This is a genomic window from Citrobacter sp. CK181 (assembly GCF_030333595.1).
Classification (GTDB): domain Bacteria; phylum Pseudomonadota; class Gammaproteobacteria; order Enterobacterales; family Enterobacteriaceae; genus Citrobacter_B; species Citrobacter_B koseri.
Window position 1 is genome coordinate 93,053 of sequence record NZ_JAOWFN010000012.1, and the last position, 19,992, is coordinate 113,044.

The window sequence follows — 19,992 nt, forward strand, 5'->3', positions numbered from 1 at the left end:
TGGTTTCCGTATTTTATTAGCGTTTATCTAACAGAGAGGTGATCACATCGCCGCAGAACTGGATAATGAAGACGATGATCAGGATAGTCACCGTCGCCACCAGCGTGACGTCGTTGTGGTTGCGCTGGAATCCTTCCAGATAAGCCAGGTTCCCTAAACCGCCTGCCCCAATCACTCCGGCCATCGCGCTGTAACTGACCAGCGCAATCAGCGTCACGGTGATCCCGGACACCAGTGCGGGTGATGATTCAGGCAGTAAAACCCGAAAAATAAGTGTGCTGAGACGTGCGCCCATTGAACGCGTGGCTTCAATCACGCCTCTGTCAACCTCGCGCAGTGCGATTTCAACCAGACGCGCATAAAACGGCGCCGCCCCGACAATCAACGCAGGCAGCGCAGCGTTCGCCCCGAGAATGGTGCCGACCAGCGCTTTGGTAAACGGGATCAGTAAGACGATCAAAATGATGAACGGGATCGAGCGAAAAATATTCACCACCAGCGAAATGACGCTATACAGCGTGCGGTTCTGAAACAGCCCGCCGCGCGCGGTCAAAAATAACGCCAGCCCCAGTACAATCCCCAGCACAAACGTCGCGATACCGGAAAGCGCCGTCATATAGAGCGTTTCCTGCGTTGCCGCAAAAAGTTGTTCCCATTTCAGATGGGGAAACAGATTCTCAACCATGTTGTACTACCTCACCTTCAATATCGCTCTGCCGCAAATCCGCCAGAATATTATTCAGTTGTTCTTCCGTCGCCACGACGTGCAGCCACAGTTGGCCAAACACGCCATGTGCGGTTTGCGTCATCTTGCCGTGTAAGATATTGAAAGGCAGGCCATAACGCAGGGTAAGCTCCCCTACGATCGGCTGATGCGTACTGTGCCCGGTGAAGGTCAGCTTAATCACCGTCCCGCCCAGCTCGCTCGCCAGCTGCGGGTTAAACGCCTCCTCTTCGGCATACTGACTTACCTGGCGGACAAACTGCCGGGTAATCGGCTGTTGCGGATGAGTAAAGACGTTCAGCACATCGCCTTCCTCCACCACTCTGCCGTTTTCCATCACCGCAACGCGATCGCAGATTTTGCGCACCACATGCATCTCGTGGGTAATAAGCACAATCGTGAGCTGGAAGCGGCGATTAATATCGAGCAGCAGATCCAGAATCTGATCGGTGGTTTGCGGGTCCAGCGCGGAAGTCGCCTCGTCGCAGAGCAGCACATCCGGGTTATTTGCCAGCGCACGGGCAATCCCCACACGTTGCTTTTGCCCGCCGCTCAGTTGGGATGGGTAAGCATTCTCACGCCCGGTTAATCCCACCAGGTCGATCAGCTCCGCCACCCGCGCCTTGATTTTTGCTTTTGGCGCGCCCGCGATTTGCATAGAAAAAGCGATGTTTTCGCTGACGGTACGCGACCACAGCAAATTGAAGTGCTGAAACACCATGCTGATTTTCAGCCTCGCCTGGCGCAGGGATTCTCCTGTCGCCGCTGAAATATCATGACCATTGATGGTCACGCTGCCCACGGTCGGTTTTTCCAGACCGTTCAGCAAACGAATCAACGTACTCTTTCCGGCGCCGCTGTAGCCAATAATCCCGTAAATTTGTCCCTGTTCAACCGTCAGATTAACGTTATCCACTGCGGTAATAGACAGCTTGCCGGGCGTAAAAACTTTCGAAATATTTTTCAGGACGATCATATCGTTATCGTATCCGCTGCTGCTTATGGTTATCCTGCCAGTGCTTTTAGCTGTTTAGCAGTATGGATGTCCAAATGAGTGTAATCAGGGTGTTTCTGCTTTTAAATGACCAAAAAGGAATTTGATATATCCACAAGGAATAAGAGAGGCGCAGCGCGGGAAAATGGCTTTAGTACAATTTCGGCAACCTTTATGCAGGGTGCGGCATTATCCTTAATGCGAGCAGCGTAAACTGTTGAATTAATCGACAAAAACAGGGCAATTCGGCCATCAACACCGCCAGACGACTGCACGGCTAAACGTCCTGCCATCCAAATAGCGTTTTATATTCCATTCTGTTCTTATTCACAGACAAACATTCTTTAGGCGTGCATTTTGGCAACCCTATTATTTCGTCATGTTATTCACTGACGGATATTCACCATGACAACGTTTCACTCCGTAACGGAACTGATTGGCAATACGCCGCTGCTTCAGTTGCATAAGCTGAATAGCGGCGTAAGCGAACTCTTTTTGAAACTGGAGAACCAGAATCCGGGCGGTTCGATTAAAGATCGCGTCGCACTTTCTATGATCAATGAAGCGGAAAGACAGGGGCTGCTAAAACCCGGCGGCACGATTATTGAAGCGACGGCGGGCAACACCGGGCTGGGGCTGGCGCTGATCGCCGCGCAAAAAGGTTATGCCCTGACGCTGGTCGTGCCGGACAAAATGAGCCGTGAGAAGATCTTCCATTTACGCGCGCTTGGCGCACAGGTGGTATTAACCCGCTCAGACGTCAACAAAGGTCATCCGGCCTATTATCAGGATTACGCACGCCGTCTGGCGCAGGAGACGCCCGGCGCCTTCTATATTGATCAGTTCAACAACGCCGCGAACCCGCTGGCGCATGCTTCCACCACCGCCCCCGAATTGTTTGCCCAGATGGATGGCCGCATTGACGCCATCGTGGTCGGCGTCGGTTCCGGCGGCACGCTGGGCGGTTTACAGGCATGGTTTCGCGAACACTCCCCGCACACGGAGTTCGTGCTGGCCGACCCCGCCGGTTCAATCCTTGCCGATCAGGTCGAAACAGGCACATTCGGCACCGCCGGTTCCTGGCTGGTTGAAGGGATTGGCGAGGACTTTATTCCGCCGCTCGCCCACATCGAATCCGTTTCACAGGCCTTTCGCATCAGCGATAAAGACGCCTTCGCCACGGCGCGCGAGTTGCTCAGAACCGAAGGCATCCTTGCCGGTTCATCGACCGGTACGCTGCTCGCCGCCGCCCTGCGCTACTGCCAGGCGCAGACGCAGCCAAAGCGCGTGGCGACCTTCGCCTGCGATAGCGGCAATAAGTATCTCTCGAAAATGTTTAACGATGACTGGATGCGCCAGCAAGGGCTCATCACCCGACCACAGGCTGGCGATCTGAGCGACTTCATCGCCTTACGTCATGACGAAGGGGCAACCGTAACCGCCGCGCCGGACGATACGCTGGCGACCGTGCTGGCGCGTATGCGCCTGTACGATATTTCGCAGTTGCCGGTTCTTCAGGAGGATCAGCTTATCGGCATCATCGACGAATGGGATCTGATTACGCATATTCAGGGCGATAACCCGCGTTTTTCCCTCCCGGTAAAAGAAGCAATGACGCGCGAGGTAGTCCGGCTTGATAAACGTGAACCGGAAAGCGCGCTGAAACCTATTTTTGATCGCGGCCAGGTGGCTGTGATTGTCGACAACGACCAGTTCCTCGGTCTGGTCACCCGTAGCGATGTGCTCACCCACTGGCGCAACCGCCTGGATAAATAAGGAACTCTCATGAAATCGTATTCCACACTTAGCGTCCACAGCGGAACCTTTTCTGACGCGCACGGCGCCGTTATGCCGCCGATTTATGCAACATCGACGTTTGCGCAACCCGCGCCGGGTCAGCATACCGGATATGAATATTCACGCAGCGGCAACCCGACGCGCCATGCGCTGGAAACCGCCATTGCCGAGCTGGAAGGCGGTACGCAAGGTTATGCCTTCGCGTCCGGTCTGGCGGGCATCGCTACCGTGCTTGAACTTCTCGATAAAGACAGCCATCTGGTGGCGATTGACGATGTCTATGGCGGCACCTATCGACTGATTGAAAATGTGCGCCGTCGCAGCGCCGGACTACAGGTTAGCTGGGTAAAACCTGACGATCTGGCCGGTATTGAAGCCGCGATTCGTCCTGATACCCGCATGATCTGGGTAGAAACGCCGACAAATCCGTTACTAAAACTGGCCGATCTGGCGGCCATTGCCGATATCGCGCGTCGCCACCAGCTTATCAGCGTGGCCGATAACACCTTCGCTTCGCCGTTGATCCATCGTCCTCTTGATCTGGGGTTCGATATCGTGGTGCATTCCGCGACGAAATACCTGAACGGCCATTCAGACGTCGTCGCCGGACTGGCGGTCGTCGGGGACAACCCGGCGCTCGCACAACAGCTGGGTTATCTGCAAAACGCTGTCGGCGGCGTACTGGACCCATTTAGCAGTTTTCTGACATTACGCGGTATTCGCACGCTGGCCTTGCGAATTGAGCGGCACAGCGGCAATGCGCTGACGCTGGCGCAATGGCTGGAAAAACATCCGGCGGTAGAACACGTCTGGTATCCGGGGCTGGCGTCGCATCCTCAGCATGCCCTTGCGCGCCAGCAGATGTCACAGTTCGGCGGGATGATCTCCATCGTCATAAAAGGCGATGACCAGCGCGCCACTGACGTTATCATACGGCTGAAATTATTCACCCTGGCGGAAAGCCTGGGCGGTGTTGAAAGCCTCGTCAGCCAGCCGTTTACCATGACTCACGCCTCTATTCCGCTTGAGCAGCGTCTGGCGAATGGCATCACCCCACAGTTGATTCGCCTATCAGTGGGCATTGAAGATGTTCAGGATTTGCAGGACGATTTAGCTCAGGCGCTCGCCGGGTAGTTGCGCAACGCCGCCCTTTCCCGGGCGGCACAACGCAAGGATCATAATTAACGCTTTAATAACAATTTGTTGTGAATCTGCACAGATGTTTTTTGAAACGCTGTTTTCATTTTCCTTTTGTGTAAATTTCAGCGTATAATGCGCGCCAATTGTCTCTTGAATGGTTTCAGCGCATTGGACTGCAAAACTCAACGACTAAAAAACACGCCATCCCGTTGGGCTGAAACACGAGCACACATTCCTCTGCACGCTCTTTCGATGTCACCTATCCTTAGAGCGAGGCAACACCACTTTCGCAACACAGGTTTAGCTTCAAGGCCGTGCGCCCCTGAAGCCAGATTTCCATATCCTTCTCAACTTAAAGACTAAGACTGTCATGAAAAAGACGAAAATTGTTTGCACCATCGGTCCGAAAACCGAATCTGAAGAGATGTTAACCAAAATGCTGGACGCAGGCATGAACGTTATGCGTCTGAACTTCTCTCACGGTGACTATGCAGAACACGGTCAGCGCATCAAGAATTTGCGCAACGTAATGAGCAAAACCGGTAAAAAAGCCGCAATCCTGCTCGATACCAAAGGCCCGGAAATCCGTACCATTAAGCTGGAAGGTGGTAATGACGTCTCCCTGAAAGCGGGCCAGACCTTCACTTTCACAACGGACAAATCCGTTATCGGCAACAGCGAAATGGTTGCCGTCACTTACGAAGGTTTCACTTCTGACCTGTCCGTAGGCAACACCGTACTGGTTGACGATGGTCTGATCGGCATGGAAGTCACCGCGATCGAAGGTAACAAGGTTATCTGTAAAGTGCTGAACAACGGCGACCTGGGCGAAAACAAAGGCGTTAACCTGCCGGGCGTTTCCATCGCGCTGCCAGCACTGGCTGAAAAAGACAAACAGGATCTGATCTTCGGCTGCGAACAAGGCGTTGACTTTGTTGCCGCGTCCTTTATCCGTAAGCGTTCTGACGTTGTTGAAATTCGTGAGCACCTGAAAGCGCACGGCGGCGAGAACATCCAGATCATCTCCAAGATCGAAAACCAGGAAGGCCTGAACAACTTCGATGAGATCCTCGAAGCGTCTGACGGCATCATGGTTGCTCGTGGCGACATGGGCGTTGAGATCCCGGTTGAAGAAGTTATCTTCGCGCAGAAGATGATCATCGAAAAATGTATCCGCGCGCGTAAAGTCGTTATCACCGCGACCCAGATGCTGGATTCCATGATCAAGAACCCGCGTCCGACCCGCGCAGAAGCTGGCGACGTGGCGAACGCCATCCTCGACGGCACCGACGCAGTGATGCTGTCCGGCGAATCCGCAAAAGGAAAATACCCGCTGGAAGCCGTCACCATCATGGCGACCATCTGCGAGCGTACTGACCGCGTGATGACCAGCCGTCTGGACTTCAATAACGACAGCCGTAAACTGCGCATCACCGAAGCGGTGTGCCGCGGCGCGGTTGAAACTGCCGAAAAACTGGAAGCGCCGGTCATTGTCGTTGCGACTCAGGGCGGTAAATCTGCTCGCGCAGTGCGTAAATACTTCCCGGACGCCACCATCCTGGCGCTGACCACCAACGAAGTGACCGCGCGTCAGCTGGTGCTGAGCAAAGGCATTGTGCCGCAGCTGGTGAAAGAAATTAACTCTACTGACGACTTCTACCGTCTGGGTAAAGAAGTCGCTCTACAGAGCGGTCTGGGCCAGAAAGGCGACGTTGTGGTCATGGTTTCCGGCGCGCTGGTACCGAGCGGCACGACCAACACCGCATCTGTTCACGTCCTGTAATAATTCCTGTGTGAATTAATTTTCTGAATAAAAAGCGCCCTCGCGGCGCTTTTTTTATTTAATCGATAGCCACTCTTAATAAAAAATCAAATCGGATTTCACTATCTAATCGCAGATTATCTAAGACGAATCCGATGGAAGGATTCTGTTTTCACTCGGTTTTTTAGCCATTTTAGCTCAATTCGATGCTTCTTTGAGCGAACGATCAAAAATAAGTGCATTCCCGTCAAAAAAATATTCTCAACCTAAAAAAGTTTGTGTAATACTTGTAACGCTACATGGAGATTAACTCAATCTAGAGGGTATTAATAATGAATCGTACTAAACTGGTACTGGGCGCGGTAATCCTGGGTTCTACTCTGCTGGCTGGTTGCTCCAGCAACGCTAAAATCGATCAGCTGTCTTCTGACGTTCAGACTCTGAACGCTAAAGTTGACCAGCTGAGCAACGACGTGAACGCAATGCGTTCCGACGTTCAGGCTGCTAAAGACGACGCAGCTCGCGCTAACCAGCGTCTGGACAACCAGGCTACTAAATACCGTAAGTAATAGTACCTGTGTAATAAAAATGGCGCACATTGTGCGCCATTTTTTTTGCCTGTGTTTTCCCTTCTCTGCTACTGCATTGCCTGGGTTTCAGCGCCGCTCCCGGGTTGGCTGTTTTGCGCGGACTCCACCACAGAGCGGCCAGAAGCTACCGGTACCTGCCCTGATGTAACGGCAACCGGATATCCCGCCCGGCGATACAGCGCGTTTTCCACCAGACGCTCATCCACCTCCTGAGTCGCCTTAAACTGCGTAAAGCCTGCTGGCAGCACATACGGCATCGTCTGTACGTTTTGCTCCTCTTCAGGCGACAGCGGGCGATGTACTTCAACGTAACGCATTCCATTTGGTTCCACGGCGAATTTCACCGGTTCGTTAATCACCCGTACCGGCGTTCCCGTTCTGACCTGCGCAAACAGCGCTTTAATGTCTGGCGCGTTCATCCGAATACAGCCGGAACTGACGCGTAACCCGACGCTGTCCGGGGCATTGGTGCCATGAATGAGATACTCACCGTTGCCGTATGCCAGGCGCAGGGCGAAGCGTCCTAACGGGTTATTTGGCCCGGCGGGCACCACCGGCGGCAGCGTAATGCCGCGTTCAAGCGAGCGTTTGCGGATACCTGCCGTCGGCGTCCATGTCGGATTCGGGATTTTTTGCCCGACGCGCGTCGCCATTACCGGCGTTTCCAGCCCCTCTAAACCAATACCGATAGGGTAAACCTGAACACTATTTTCACCCGGCGGGAAATAATAGAGTCGTAACTCCGCCAGGTTCACAATAATGCCTTCACGCGGCGCATCGGGTAATAACAGTTGAGATGGAATGATAATCGGCGTCCCCGGTTTAGGGACCGGTGCGATGGTATTATTTGCCTCCAGGATCAGCATTGCGGCAGTATCAAAACGCCGGGCAATCGCCTGTAAGTTTTTATCCCCCGCTTGCACGGTATAGGTTTGATTCTGCCCGACAAGGCGACTGTTTGCTGGCGGCAAGGGGTAATCCACTGCCCAGGCCGCCTGAAATGCGCTGTAAGCGCCGAAAAGTGTAACTGCAATGAGAGACGCACGTTTCATATCCACCCCCCTGGCGTTTTGCCGGATGGCGGTTAAATGCCTTATCCGGCCTACGAGTCACGTAGAGCTGTACGCCATCTGGCGTTCTACGTCTTTTCAGTTTAGCTAAGAGTTGCGGCTCTGGCGCGGATCGCGCGAATCATTGCTTCCAGTCCTTGTGAACGGGAGGGCGTGAGATGTTGCGTCAGCGCCATTTTTTCAAACCACGGCCGCACATCAAAATTCACAATATCCTGTGGCGTCATCTGATGATACAAAATGAAGACGATGGCAATTAACCCTTTTACTATTGCTGCATCGCTGTCGCCCTGCAATTCAATAACGCCGTCAGCGTTCTGACGCATAACAATCCATACCTGACTCTGACATCCCTGAATACTATTTTCCGGGCGACGATCCTGCTCATTTAATTCCGCCAGACGCTGCCCCAGTTCAATAATGTACAGATACTTTTCTTCCCAATTGGCGCAACGCTGAAAATTACGCAGCAATCTTTCTTTATCTGGTAGCGCAGCCATAGCGTCTCCCTGTTATCCCAGTAAGCGGTGAATACGTTTTAGCCCGGTTGCCAGACGTTCCACTTCTTCATGGGTGTTATACATTGCTATCGACGCCCGGCACATGGCGGGAACGTTGTAATACGTCATCAGCGGCATTGCGCAGTGATGGCCGGTTCGCACGGCGATACCGTAATTGTCGAGGAAGCTGCCCACGTCATAAGCGTGGTGTTTGCCCAGATTAAAGGCGATGACCCCCAGCCGGTTAGCCGGGCCATATAGCGTCAACTCCGGCACGTCCGCCAGCTGTTCCAGCGCATAGTGCATCAGGTTTTGTTCATATTCGCTGATTTCCGCCAGCCCTAACGCGCAAACGTATTCAATGGCGGCGCCAAGGCCGATAATTCCGCCCGTATTCGGCGTCCCCGCCTCAAAACGCCAGGGCGCTTTGGTCCAGGTCGTCCCTTCCGTCAGACTAACGGTCGCAATCATTGAACCGCCGCCTTCCCACGGCGGCATATCCTGAAGCAGTTCCTCCCGGACATACAGCACGCCGATACCGGTGGGGCCATACAGCTTATGCCCGGAGAAAACGTAAAAATCACAATCCAGCGCCTGAACATCCACCGCATGGTGCATTACCGCCTGCGCGCCATCGACCAGCACTTTCGCGCCATACTGATGCGCCAGCGCGATCATTTCAGGAAGCGGGTTTTCCGTTCCCAGCACGTTCGACACATGCGCGATAGCCAGCAGTCGGGTACGCTCATCAAACAGTGACGGGAGCGTATCCAGCTGCAACGTGCCGTCCGTATTGAGCGGAATGACGCGCAGTTCCGCCCCTGTACGCGCGCACAGCATCTGCCAGGGGACGATATTGGCGTGGTGCTCCATCTCGCTGATGATGATGTTATCGCCAGCCCGAACATTCTCCGGCCCCCAGCTGTTGGCAACAAGGTTGATGCCCTCTGTCGTCCCGCGCACGAACACCAGCTCTTCCGCTGAGCGGGCGTTAATGAACAGCGATGCCTGTTTACGCACATTTTCCATCTTCTCGGTGGCCTGTGCGCTCAGCGTATGGATGCCCCGGTGCACCGCCGCATAGCCATGACGGTAAAACTCCGCCTCAGCGTCAATCACCTGGTTGGGCTTTTGCGCACTGGCCGCGCTATCCAGATACGCCAGCGGCAGCCCGTTGACTTCACGCGTCAGGACGGGAAAATCAGCCCGCACTTTTTCGATGGGAAATGTCATGCTATGCCTCCCGGCAGGCGAAGCCCTATTCGCGCCAGCACCTGTTGTTTAAGCGCGTCATCGCCGAGGGCTTCCGTCAACTCAGCGGCAAACGCGTAGAGAATCATCTGTCTGGCATCCTGCTCTCCAATCCCGCGTGAACGCAGGTAGAACATCTGCTCGTCATCAATCCGTCCTACCGTCGCCCCGTGGCTGCATTTCACGTCATCGGCGTAAATCTCCAGCTGCGGTTTGGTGTCCACCTCGGCAAGTTTACCGAGCAGCAGATTGTTATTGGTCATTTGTCCGTCGGTTTTAATGGCGTGCTGCGCCACGTTGATCAAGCCATTGAATACCGCCCGGCCTTTATCGCTGACAATGGTTTTATGCAACTGACGGCTGTTGCAGTAACCCTTATTGTGCTCCAGCCACGTACGGGTATCACACACTTCGTTTTTCACCGGCATCGCCAGGCTGTTAATCCGCAGCGTGGTGTTTTCACCGTTTAACTGGGTGCTGGTGTTATGTCGCAGCACGGCATCGCCCAACAGGAAACTGTGGCTGTGCGCGCTTGCATCCGCCGCCAGCAGAATGTCGTTATGGGCAAAGTGGTGGCTCACCGGGTTTTCAAACGCCAGTTTGATGTGGTGCAGATGCGCATTCGCCGCCACGTTCATGGTCAGACGCGCCCCGGTAAAGTGCCGTGCCGCGTTAAGGCTGACATAGTGTTCTATCACCGTCGCCTCTGCCCCTTCCGCCAGTTCCAGGTGGTGGCGGTAGTGCGCAGTGTTGACCTCATCGCCTTCCAGCCCCTGCGTGATGTGCATCAGCAGCAACGGCTTAGAGGGCCGCTGGTTGCGCTTAACGCTGATGTGCGTCACGCTCTGCGCCAGGCTTTCCGTCAGATGCAGGAAAATCTCCGGCTGAACCGGTGCGGCCAGCGCCTGACGTTCGTCGTTGATCGCAATGTCGAAACCGCTGGCTGTAGCGCTGTCGCTAAGCTGCGGGCTGAACTGGCCATCAACAAACACCAGACGCACAGCGTCGATATCCAGCGCCAGCGCGTCGCGCTGTTCCTGAGTAACCTCGGCAAAACGGCTGACAAACTGGCTACTGACCAACCCTTCCAGCGGTGTGTATTTCCAGTTTTCATGCTTACGCGTCGGCAGCCCCAGGCGCAGCATCTGTTGTAAATGCTGCTGCGCGTGCGCCGAGCGGGATTCGCCCTGCGCCTCAAACAGATGGTGCCATTGTTGCAGCGCGTTACTGCTGTTCGGTAAGCCAGCCATATCCTTGCTCCTCCAGTTGTTTGACCAGAGTGAAATCGCCGGACTTCACAATCCGCCCCTGATACAGGACGTGGACGTAATCAGGTTTGATGTAGTCCAGAATACGCTGATAGTGCGTCACGATAATGAATGATCGTTTACCGTCACGCAGCGAGTTGACGCCTTCCGCGACAATTTTCAGCGCATCAATATCCAGCCCGGAGTCAGACTCATCAAGGATGCACAGTTCCGGCTCCAGCACCGCCATTTGCAGAATATCGTTACGTTTCTTCTCACCGCCGGAGAAGCCCACGTTCACCGAACGGGTCAGCAAATCTTCCGGCATCTTCAAAAGCGCGATTTTCTCTTCCATCAGATCCTGAAAATCAAAACGATCCAGCGACTCCTGACCACGATAGCTGCGCACGGCATTCAGCGCTGTTTGCAGGAAAAACTGGTTGCTGACGCCAGGAATTTCTACCGGATACTGGAACGCCATAAAGATGCCTTCGCCCGCCCGATCCTCTGGCGACAGTTCCAGTAAATCTTTGCCTTTAAATTCGACAGAGCCGCCAACCACTTCATAATCTTCACGGCCCGCCAGCGTCGCGGAAAGCGTACTCTTCCCGGAACCGTTCGGCCCCATAATGGCATGCACTTCTCCGGGTCTGACGTCGAGGTCCAGACCGCGCAGAATCGCTTTATCTTCCACACTGACCTGTAAATCTTTAATGCTTAACATGTGCTTTCCTTAATACTTAACCGACGCTGTGTTCAAGGCTGATTGCCAGCAATTTTTGCGCTTCAACGGCAAATTCCAGCGGCAGTTCAGAGAAGACGTCTTTACAGAAGCCATTAACAATCATCGAGATGGCATCCTCTTCGCTGATGCCGCGTTGCAGGCAGTAAAAGAGCTGATCTTCACCGATCCGCGACGTCGTCGCCTCGTGCTCAAGCTGGGCGCTGTTATTACGACACTCGACATACGGGAAGGTGTGCGCGCCGCAGTCCGCGCCAATCAGCATTGAGTCGCACTGGGTAAAGTTACGGGCATTGGTTGCCGTCGGCATGATCTTCACCAGCCCGCGATAGCTGTTCTGGCTATTCCCGGCGGAGATCCCTTTTGAAATAATGGTCGATTTGGTGTTCTTACCGATGTGGATCATTTTGGTGCCGGTGTCGGCCTGCTGATGACCGCTGGTTAGCGCCACAGAGTAAAACTCACCGATGGAGTTATCGCCGCGCAGAATGCAGCTCGGGTATTTCCAGGTGATGGCCGATCCCGTTTCGGACTGCGTCCACGACATCTTGCTGTTTTCACCTTCGCACAGCGCGCGCTTGGTGACGAAGTTCAGTATCCCGCCGGTGTTGTTATCGCCGGGGAACCAGTTTTGCACGGTGGAATATTTTACTTCGGCATCTTTGTGGATGATCACCTCTACCACCGCCGCGTGCAGCTGGTAGCTGTCGCGCACTGGCGCAGAACACCCTTCGATGTAGCTGACGTAGCTGCCCTCATCCGCCACCAGAATGGTGCGTTCGAACTGCCCTGTTTTTTCCGCGTTGATTCGGAAATAGGTTGACAGCTCCATCGGGCAACGAACGCCTTTCGGCACATAAATGAAGGTGCCGTCAGACGCTACCGCAGCGTTCAGCGCAGCAAAAAAGTTGTCATTACCCGGCACCACGGTGCCCAGATATTTCTTCACCAGCTCAGGGTGATCGTGAATCGCCTCGCCAAACGAACAGAAGATGATGCCCTGTTCCGCCAGCTTTTCCCGGTAGGTGGTGGCAACGGAAACGGAGTCGAAAATGGCATCCACCGCCACCTCTTTACCCTCACGTACCGGTACGCCAAGCTGTTCGAAGGCGTCTTCCACCTCTTTGCTGAGAAACGCATTCGCACCGGTTTGCTGTACTGCACCCGGTTCTGACGCGCACGTCTCATCACAGTTACCGCACGATGGCGCAGAGTAATAACTGTAATCCTGATAATTCAGCTTATCGTAGTGCGCTTTCAGCCAGTGCGGCTCTTCCATCTCAAGCCAGGCTTTGTACGCATTAAGGCGAAACTCCAGCATCCACTCCGGCTCATTTCTCTTGGCGGAAATCGCACGCACGACCTCTTCGCTGATGCCTTTTGCCAGCTCGTCAGTCTGTAACTGGGTGAAGAAGCCTTCTTTATAATTCAGTGGACCACCGGTCCAGGTTTTGACATCGTCAGTTGCTTCAGTATTACGAGACATAGTACCGCCTATACCCCGAAGCTTTCGCCACAGCCGCATTCGTTCTGGGCTTTCGGGTTATGAAATTTAAATAACTGGTTTAATCCTTCGCGCACATAATCGACCTCTGTCCCGTCAATAAACGGCATGGCCTGAAGCGGCACGTACAACCTCGCGCCCTCCGTTTCAAACAACAGATCGTCCTTTTCTGGCTCGCTGACGGTATCCAGCACGTAACCAAATCCCGCGCACCCCGTCTGCTTCACGCCTAAACGCACGCCAAGCATGCCGGGTTGCTTCGCAACCAGGTCACGAATATGTGCCGCCGCCTCAGGCGTTAGCGTCAGGCCACGCCATGCAAAATCGTCTGGATTAAATGTTCCTGAATGCAATTCCATAGGTCCACCTCGTGTAATAAGCCACCAGGGCATAACACCATGTTAGTGATAATGATTATCACTTCAACCCTCTGACAGAAGGGTCATTCGGGTTAACCGCCCTTTTTGACCACTTTTACTAAGCATAGACCCTGTTTCGAGGGTTATCAGTGATGGATTATTTTATTCAATACATTGATAGATAAAGCATTTAAGAAGAGTAAACAGCGCGGCAGGTTAAAAAATTAAATATGTATCGAAAATGCCTATTTTTGAGATAGGGTTATCAATAAAAATGGGGGTCAAAAGCGGACGATGACGGTGCTAAACAATAGCTCAAACAGCCGTCGGATTAGCAAATCCACTAACGTGAAAAAGAAAGAACGGAGTAATTAACAACGAACGATCGGTATTGTATGAATAACACCGATCGTTCGTTGCCCCACCCGGCGCTTATCTCCGGCACTCATTTCAGGCTTAGCTCTTGAAGGGGTGTAAGAATATTCTCATAAGTTTGCATCGCGTATTTAACAGATCTTGCTTTCTGCACAATTTTTATACGCCTTATGCTGCGTCAGGAACAGGCTTCACCGTCGCGCATCGCGCCCTGCACCGCCTCAAGGAACAGGCGTAGCGCGGCGGGCTGATGCTCACGGGAAAGGTATAACCCGTATACGGCCAATTGCCGCGGTTGTAGATGGGGCAACAAGCGAACCAGTTTCTCCTGCGCCAGCCCCTCTCGCACCTCTTTTTCCGGCACCAGCGCAATCCCCATCCCTGCCAGCGCCGCTTCACACAAAAGCGAAGAGATTCCGGCGCTCAGGTTGCCCTTGATCGCAACGGAGATCGGTTCTCCCTGCTCATCCAGAAAATGCCAGGATTTTCCAGCAAATCCGCTGTAATAGAGGCAATTGTGTTGCGCCAGCTCCTCCGACGTCTGCGGTGTGCCATAGCGATGCAGATAGTCAGGAGACGCACAGAGCACAGACTCACAGTCACCAAGCCGACGCGCAATTGTCCCTGGCTCAGGGTTATCGGTAATGCGTATCGCCACATCAATACGCTCCCCCACTAAACTGACAGGCTGATTATTAATCTCCACTTCAATGCGCAATTCAGGATAACGCGCTAAAAAAGCAGGCAGCATTGGGGCAAGAATATGCATCGCGGTGAAATGGGCGCAGGCGACGCGCAACGTGCCGGACGGCACCTCTCGCCCGGTCGCCCCCGCAATATCCAGGGAAAGCCGCGCCAGCGTTCGCGTTTTCATCAACGCGTCTTCTCCAGCAGGCGTGATCGTCAGGCGGCGCGACGAACGATGAATAAGTCTGGCTCCGGCCCATTTCTCCATTTCATCCAGATAACGGCTCACCATCGGCCTGGAGATCCCTAATGCGCGCGCAGCCGCGCTCAGGCTACCCAAATCACAGATATGGTTAAACACCGTTGCCGCCATCACTCTGTCCATAACCTTCCATCCGATCGTTTTATGAAACTCAGCATGTCCTGATAGAGGAATTTTAACAGATCGAGATTTGCTTAAAATAAGCCACGTAAATAAATCAACATCATCTGCCGATAAGGTCACTCAGAATGAAAATCAAAACGCTGGCACTTCTGCTGTCGCTGACTAGCGCGCCATTGTTCGCCGCCCCGCTGCAACTCGACGTTTATAATCCGCAGGAAAACGCGATTTTCCCGGTCTCTTCCACGCTGGTCTCTGGCCCTAAAGAAGCCATTTTATTCGACGCGCAGTTCAGTACCAAAGACGGGGAAAAGCTGGTCGAAATGATTAAAAAGAGCGGCAAGTCGCTGAAAGCCATCGTGATTACCTCCGGCGATCCAGATTTCTATTTTGGTCTGGAACCGATTGTAAAAGCCTTCCCGAACGTGAAAGTTCTGGCGACGCCGCATGTGGTGGAACACATTCGCGCAACGAAAGACGCCAAACTGCAATACTGGGGCCCGCAAATGAAAGATGGCGCGCCAGCGGCGCTCACCATCCCGCAGGCAACCACCGAGACACAATTTACGATTGATGGGGAAACGCTGGAACTGCGCCACCCGAACGATTACGCCGCTTACGTCTGGGTCCCGGCGAACCGCGCAATACTTGGCGGAACGGGAATCGCATCCGGTATCCATGTCTGGACGGCGGATACCCAGTCTCCTGAGCAGCGTGCGGCCTGGCGTCATGTGTTGACAGAGATGCACAGTTTGCAGCCGACCCAGGTGATTCCGGGTCACTATATCGGTGAACGTCCAGCAGGCGACGCCGCTATACGCTTCACGCAGGATTACCTACAATCCTTTGAGCAAGCGCTTGAGGCGAAAAAAGGGTCAGAGTATGTCATCAAAACGATGACCGCCGCCTGGCCTGGCCTCGCTGACGAAAGTTCCCTGACGCTGAGCGCGAAAGTGAATACCGGTGAAATGAAGTGGTAAACCGCCGCTCATAGCCCAAAAAATAACCCCGGCAGAGCGTGTCGGGGTTTTCTGTTGGTGTTAATTCACCGAGCGATAAAACAGTGCGGAATCAATGAACGCCCAGACGCCAGGCAAAGTAAATCTCTTCTTTTAGCTCAGAGGAAGAGAGCGTGAGTAAATCGGCAAATTCCAGCTCTAATTGTTTTAAGCGCTTCAAATACTGGGCTGGAGAAAGCTCTGTTTTATCACGGCGTAAAAATTCAATTGCCAGTTGGGTTGGGTCTAAATCGGTAGACATATCATCCTCGCTTATGTTCAAAACGTGCACAGTATAACACTTTTTTCTGCACACATTTTGACCAAAAGCAGTCTGCGATAAAGATATTTTGTGACAACGTCACACAACGGCAGTTGTCAGACGTGAAGAACAGCACAGCCGTCCCTGCTCATCAAAAATATCGATCTGCCAGACCTGATGACGAGAGCCGGTATGCAGCGCTTTGCACACCCCTCTGACGCGCCCTTCGCGCGCTGAGCGAACGTGGTTGGCATTCACCTCCAGCCCCACGACTTTCTGTTCGCCCTGCGTGCACAGATAGCCCGCAACCGAGCCGATACTTTCAGCCAGCACAACGGACGCGCCGCCGTGTAGCAGACCAAAAGGTTGCTTTGTGCGGCTATCCACCGGCATCGTTGCTTCCAGCGTATCGTCGCTAATATGCTCAAAGCGAATATCCAGTAGCCCCACCATGTTCCCTTCGCCCAGAGCGTTCAGCGCTTCGAGCGTGACTTTACGTTTCCAGATCATCCAATAATCTCCAGTAGTGCCTGTAACGGATGGCGAACCCCGGTGCCTTCAACGCGTTTTACCTGGCTGCGGCAAGAGTAACCGGTCGCCAGGCAGCGATTGCGCGGCAGTCGCGCCATCGCCTGTTGCCACGACAGCGCATAGATCCCCAGCGAATTTTCATGATTTTTCACTTCATGGCCGTAAGTACCCGCCATGCCGCAGCAGCCTACGCTGACGCTCTCCAGCTTCGCCCCTAAGCGCGCAAAAATGGCCGCCCACTGCGCCGGTGCGCCAGGCAATGCCGTCACTTCGGTACAATGCCCAAAGAAATACCAGGGCTCACCGCTCACGGCAAGAGGCTGTCGGGACGCCAGCACCGTCGGCAGCCACTCATTCACCAGCTGTACGTGGAAATCACCACGCTGTTCGCCGAGGGTTTGTTTGTATTCATCACGATAGCAAAGCACCAGCGCCGGGTCGACACCGACCATCGGGATACGCAGCTGCGCCACCCGATTGAGAAATTCGGCCGTTTTCTTCGCCGTCTTCGCAAATCGGTTAAGGAACCCTTTGATGTGCTGGGCCTTGCCATTTGGCGAGAACGGCAACAATACAGGCTGAATGCCGAGCTTTTCCACCAGCCGGATAAAATCCGCCACCACCTGCGCATCGTAGTAACTGGTAAACGGGTCCTGTACCACCAGCACCGTACGCTCTTTTTGCTCCTGGCTCAGGAGTTCAAGCTGTTCCAGCGTCATATTGGCGGAACGGTGCCCGACCATTTGCTGTTGCAGCGACGGCGTCGAAAGTAGCGGCAAATCCACCATGCCGATATGTTTCTTCGCGAGGTTTCGCACCAACGGCTGATTGAGAAAGAAGTTAAAGGTTTTCGGCGCCCGCGCCATTAATGGCGCATAGCTTTCGACCGTCGCCACCATATGATCGCGCAGCGGACGCAGGTAGCGCGTGTGATAAAGCGCCAGGAAGCGTGAGCGGAACTCCGGCACGTCTATTTTAATCGGACATTGTGTCGAGCAGGCTTTGCACGCCAGGCAACCCGACATCGCCTCCTTCACCTCATGGGAGAAATCATATTCGCCTTTGCGAGCGTGCCAGCTGTTGCGGGTACGAGCAATTAACGTCCGCAGACTGGCGCGTTTTTCCGGCAGATCTTTTTCCAGCTGTAGCGGATCAACCCCACGGTCGGCCAGCAGGCGCAACCATTCACGCACCAGCGTCGCACGCCCTTTGGGAGAGTGAATGCGATTCAGGCTGATTTTCATTGACGGGCACATCGAACTTTTGGCGTCAAAGTTGAAGCACAGGCCATTGCCGTTACACTCCATCGCCCCGCGCCAGACCTGACGCACCGCCAGTGGAATCTGCCGATCGTAGGTACCGCGTTTCACCGCATCGACCTTCATCATCGGCGCATCAATGCCTTCCGGCGGACAAATTTTTCCGGGGTTCAGGCGGTTTTGCGGGTCGAACGCCGCCTTCACTTTGCGTAGTTCGCCATAAAGCTGCTCGCCAAAAAACGCCGGGCTATATTCAGCGCGAAAACCTTTACCGTGCTCGCCCCACAGCAGACCGCCATATTTCGCGGTGAGCGCCACCACATCATCGGAAAGACTCTTCATCAGAATTTCCTGTTGCGGATCGCACATATCCAGCGCGGGTCTGACGTGCAGCACCCCGGCATCAACATGCCCGAACATGCCATAACTTAAGCCATGACCGTCGAGCAGCGCGCGGAATTCAGCAATATAGTCGGCCAGATGCTCCGGCGGCACGCAGGTATCTTCCGCAAACGGAATCGGTTTGGCCGCGCCTTTGGCATTACCCAACAGACCAACCGCTTTTTTCCGCATGGCATAGATACGCTCCACGCCCGCCAGCTCCGCGCACAGCTGCCAGCCGATCACTCCGGCTTCCTGGCGAGCAATCAGCTCATCCAGACGCTGGCACAACGCGCTCACCTGAGCATCAATAGCCGCTTCGTCATCCCCGGCGAACTCGACGATGTTCAGGCCCAGCATCTCTTTATCAGGCACATCGGTAATCAGCTCACTGACGGAATGCCAGACGATGTCCTCCCGCGCCAGATTAAGCACTTTAGAATCGACGGTTTCCACCGAGAGCGCCCGCGCCTCGACCATAAAGGGCGCGTTACGCAACGCGGAATCAAAAGAGTCATATTTGACGTTCACCAGACGGCGAACTTTAGGCAGTGGAGTAATATCCAGACGCGCTTCCGTGATAAACGCCAGCGTGCCTTCAGAACCGGTCAGCACGCGCGTTAAGTCAAACTCCGTCATCTCATCGTTAAAGACATGGCGTAAGTCGTAGCCCGTTAAGAAGCGGTTGAGTCTGGGAAACTTATCAATAATCAGCTGTCGGTTTTCCCGACAACGCTGGTATACGGTGTTATAGATGCGACCGATCGCGGTGTTGCTTTTACCGAGCGTTTCCGCAAGTTCGACCGGCATTGCCTGGGTATCCAGAATATCGCCACCCAGCAATACCGCGCGAACGCCCAGCACATGATCGGATGTCTTACCGTAAACTAACGACCCCTGACCTGACGCATCGGTATTGATCATCCCCCCGAGGGTCGCACGGTTGCTGGTCGAAAGCTCCGGGGCAAAGAAGTAGCCATACGGCTTCAGATACTGATTGAGTTGATCTTTGATCACCCCGGCTTCAACCCGCACCCAGCCCTCTTCCGGGTTAATTTCAATAATACGGCTCATATAGCGGGACATATCAACGATAATGCCCTGGTTCAGCGCCTGACCATTGGTGCCGGTGCCGCCGCCGCGCGGGGTAAAAATCAATGAGACGAAGCGCGACTCTGCCGCCAGACGGGCGATAAGCGCCACATCCGCCGTTGAACGCGGGAAAACCACAGCATCAGGAAGAAGCTGATAGATACTGTTATCTGTCGACATTGTCAGACGATCGGCGTAATTCGTTGCCGTATCGCCGGTAAACCCTTGCTGCTCCAGCGCCTGCAAAAAATTGAGCACCAGCTGAACGACGCCAGGTGCCTGAGAAATCTGTGGAATCATTATAGTGACCCTTTCCTGCGGTCTGTATTGTGAATTTAATCGTTT

Annotated in this window: 19 protein-coding genes; 6 read left to right on the forward strand and 13 right to left on the reverse strand. The window is 54.0% G+C overall.

Annotated elements, in window-relative coordinates; genetic code table 11:
- Positions 1-16 precede the first annotated feature (16 nt).
- Together OGW17_RS09760 and OGW17_RS09765 are read right to left on the reverse strand one after the other, a co-directional pair.
- A complete protein-coding gene (locus OGW17_RS09760) occupies positions 17-685 on the reverse strand; it encodes a methionine ABC transporter permease (protein WP_012132573.1) in 669 nt (222 codons plus the stop codon).
- Complete coding sequence (locus tag OGW17_RS09765) at positions 678-1,700, reverse strand: methionine ABC transporter ATP-binding protein (RefSeq protein ID WP_047457318.1); 1,023 nt, start codon at positions 1,698-1,700, stop codon at positions 678-680. The genes OGW17_RS09760 and OGW17_RS09765 overlap by 8 nt, the downstream gene beginning before the upstream one ends.
- Positions 1,701-2,123: 423 nt before the next feature.
- On the opposite strand from OGW17_RS09765, the gene OGW17_RS09770 reads away from it, so the two are divergent.
- The 5 genes from OGW17_RS09770 (at position 2,124) to lpp (ending at position 6,986) form a co-directional block, all read left to right on the forward strand.
- A complete protein-coding gene (locus OGW17_RS09770; protein WP_071258175.1) occupies positions 2,124-3,494 on the forward strand; it encodes a pyridoxal-phosphate dependent enzyme in 1,371 nt (456 codons plus the stop codon).
- A 9-nt stretch (positions 3,495-3,503) separates the two neighbouring features.
- Positions 3,504-4,649, forward strand: coding sequence for a trans-sulfuration enzyme family protein (locus OGW17_RS09775; RefSeq protein ID WP_071258177.1), 1,146 nt, complete (start codon positions 3,504-3,506; stop codon positions 4,647-4,649).
- Between the two features lie 174 nt (positions 4,650-4,823).
- Positions 4,824-5,018 carry a protein YnhH gene (ynhH, locus tag OGW17_RS09780; protein WP_244264181.1) on the forward strand — a complete coding sequence of 65 codons (195 nt, stop codon included), beginning with the start codon at positions 4,824-4,826 and terminating at the stop codon, positions 5,016-5,018.
- A 7-nt stretch (positions 5,019-5,025) separates the two neighbouring features.
- A complete protein-coding gene (pykF, locus tag OGW17_RS09785) occupies positions 5,026-6,438 on the forward strand; it encodes a pyruvate kinase PykF (protein WP_012132579.1) in 1,413 nt (470 codons plus the stop codon).
- Positions 6,439-6,749: 311 nt separating this feature from the next.
- Positions 6,750-6,986 carry a murein lipoprotein Lpp gene (lpp, locus tag OGW17_RS09790; protein ID WP_001082307.1) on the forward strand — a complete coding sequence of 79 codons (237 nt, stop codon included), beginning with the start codon at positions 6,750-6,752 and terminating at the stop codon, positions 6,984-6,986.
- Between the two features lie 68 nt (positions 6,987-7,054).
- Here lpp and ldtE read toward each other — a convergent pair whose 3' ends face one another.
- The 8 genes from ldtE to OGW17_RS09830 all read right to left on the reverse strand — a co-directional run bounded on the left by ldtE (position 7,055) and on the right by OGW17_RS09830 (position 15,127).
- Positions 7,055-8,059 (reverse strand): L,D-transpeptidase LdtE, encoded by a 1,005-nt coding sequence (gene ldtE / locus OGW17_RS09795; protein WP_071258179.1) that lies wholly within the window; start codon positions 8,057-8,059, stop codon positions 7,055-7,057.
- A 101-nt stretch (positions 8,060-8,160) separates the two neighbouring features.
- Positions 8,161-8,577 (reverse strand): cysteine desulfuration protein SufE, encoded by a 417-nt coding sequence (sufE, locus tag OGW17_RS09800; RefSeq protein WP_049011812.1) that lies wholly within the window; start codon positions 8,575-8,577, stop codon positions 8,161-8,163.
- A 12-nt stretch (positions 8,578-8,589) separates the two neighbouring features.
- Positions 8,590-9,810, reverse strand: coding sequence for a cysteine desulfurase SufS (gene sufS / locus OGW17_RS09805; RefSeq protein WP_071258180.1), 1,221 nt, complete (start codon positions 9,808-9,810; stop codon positions 8,590-8,592).
- Positions 9,807-11,078 (reverse strand): Fe-S cluster assembly protein SufD, encoded by a 1,272-nt coding sequence (sufD, locus tag OGW17_RS09810; protein WP_071258182.1) that lies wholly within the window; start codon positions 11,076-11,078, stop codon positions 9,807-9,809. Before sufD ends, sufS begins: the two co-directional genes overlap by 4 nt.
- A complete protein-coding gene (gene sufC / locus OGW17_RS09815) occupies positions 11,053-11,799 on the reverse strand; it encodes a Fe-S cluster assembly ATPase SufC (RefSeq protein WP_012132584.1) in 747 nt (248 codons plus the stop codon). The genes sufD and sufC overlap by 26 nt, the downstream gene beginning before the upstream one ends.
- A gap of 16 nt (positions 11,800-11,815) precedes the next feature.
- On the reverse strand, positions 11,816-13,303 hold the full coding sequence (sufB, locus tag OGW17_RS09820) for a Fe-S cluster assembly protein SufB (protein ID WP_012132585.1): 1,488 nt from the start codon (positions 13,301-13,303) through the stop codon (positions 11,816-11,818).
- A gap of 8 nt (positions 13,304-13,311) precedes the next feature.
- Positions 13,312-13,680, reverse strand: a complete 369-nt coding sequence (gene sufA, locus OGW17_RS09825) for a Fe-S cluster assembly scaffold SufA (RefSeq protein ID WP_012132586.1) — start codon at positions 13,678-13,680, stop codon at positions 13,312-13,314.
- A gap of 553 nt (positions 13,681-14,233) precedes the next feature.
- Positions 14,234-15,127 carry a LysR family transcriptional regulator gene (locus OGW17_RS09830; RefSeq protein ID WP_071258183.1) on the reverse strand — a complete coding sequence of 298 codons (894 nt, stop codon included), beginning with the start codon at positions 15,125-15,127 and terminating at the stop codon, positions 14,234-14,236.
- A 125-nt stretch (positions 15,128-15,252) separates the two neighbouring features.
- On the opposite strand from OGW17_RS09830, the gene OGW17_RS09835 reads away from it, so the two are divergent.
- Positions 15,253-16,104, forward strand: coding sequence for a Vmh family MBL fold metallo-hydrolase (locus OGW17_RS09835; protein WP_012132588.1), 852 nt, complete (start codon positions 15,253-15,255; stop codon positions 16,102-16,104).
- Positions 16,105-16,195: 91 nt separating this feature from the next.
- Here OGW17_RS09835 and OGW17_RS09840 read toward each other — a convergent pair whose 3' ends face one another.
- The 3 genes from OGW17_RS09840 to ydiJ form a co-directional block, all read right to left on the reverse strand.
- Positions 16,196-16,384 carry a YdiH family protein gene (locus tag OGW17_RS09840; RefSeq protein WP_024130379.1) on the reverse strand — a complete coding sequence of 63 codons (189 nt, stop codon included), beginning with the start codon at positions 16,382-16,384 and terminating at the stop codon, positions 16,196-16,198.
- Positions 16,385-16,483: 99 nt separating this feature from the next.
- Positions 16,484-16,894, reverse strand: a complete 411-nt coding sequence (menI, locus tag OGW17_RS09845) for a 1,4-dihydroxy-2-naphthoyl-CoA hydrolase (protein ID WP_012132590.1) — start codon at positions 16,892-16,894, stop codon at positions 16,484-16,486.
- Positions 16,891-19,947, reverse strand: a complete 3,057-nt coding sequence (gene ydiJ / locus OGW17_RS09850) for a D-2-hydroxyglutarate dehydrogenase YdiJ (protein ID WP_071258185.1) — start codon at positions 19,945-19,947, stop codon at positions 16,891-16,893. Before ydiJ ends, menI begins: the two co-directional genes overlap by 4 nt.
- Positions 19,948-19,992: the final 45 nt, after the last annotated feature.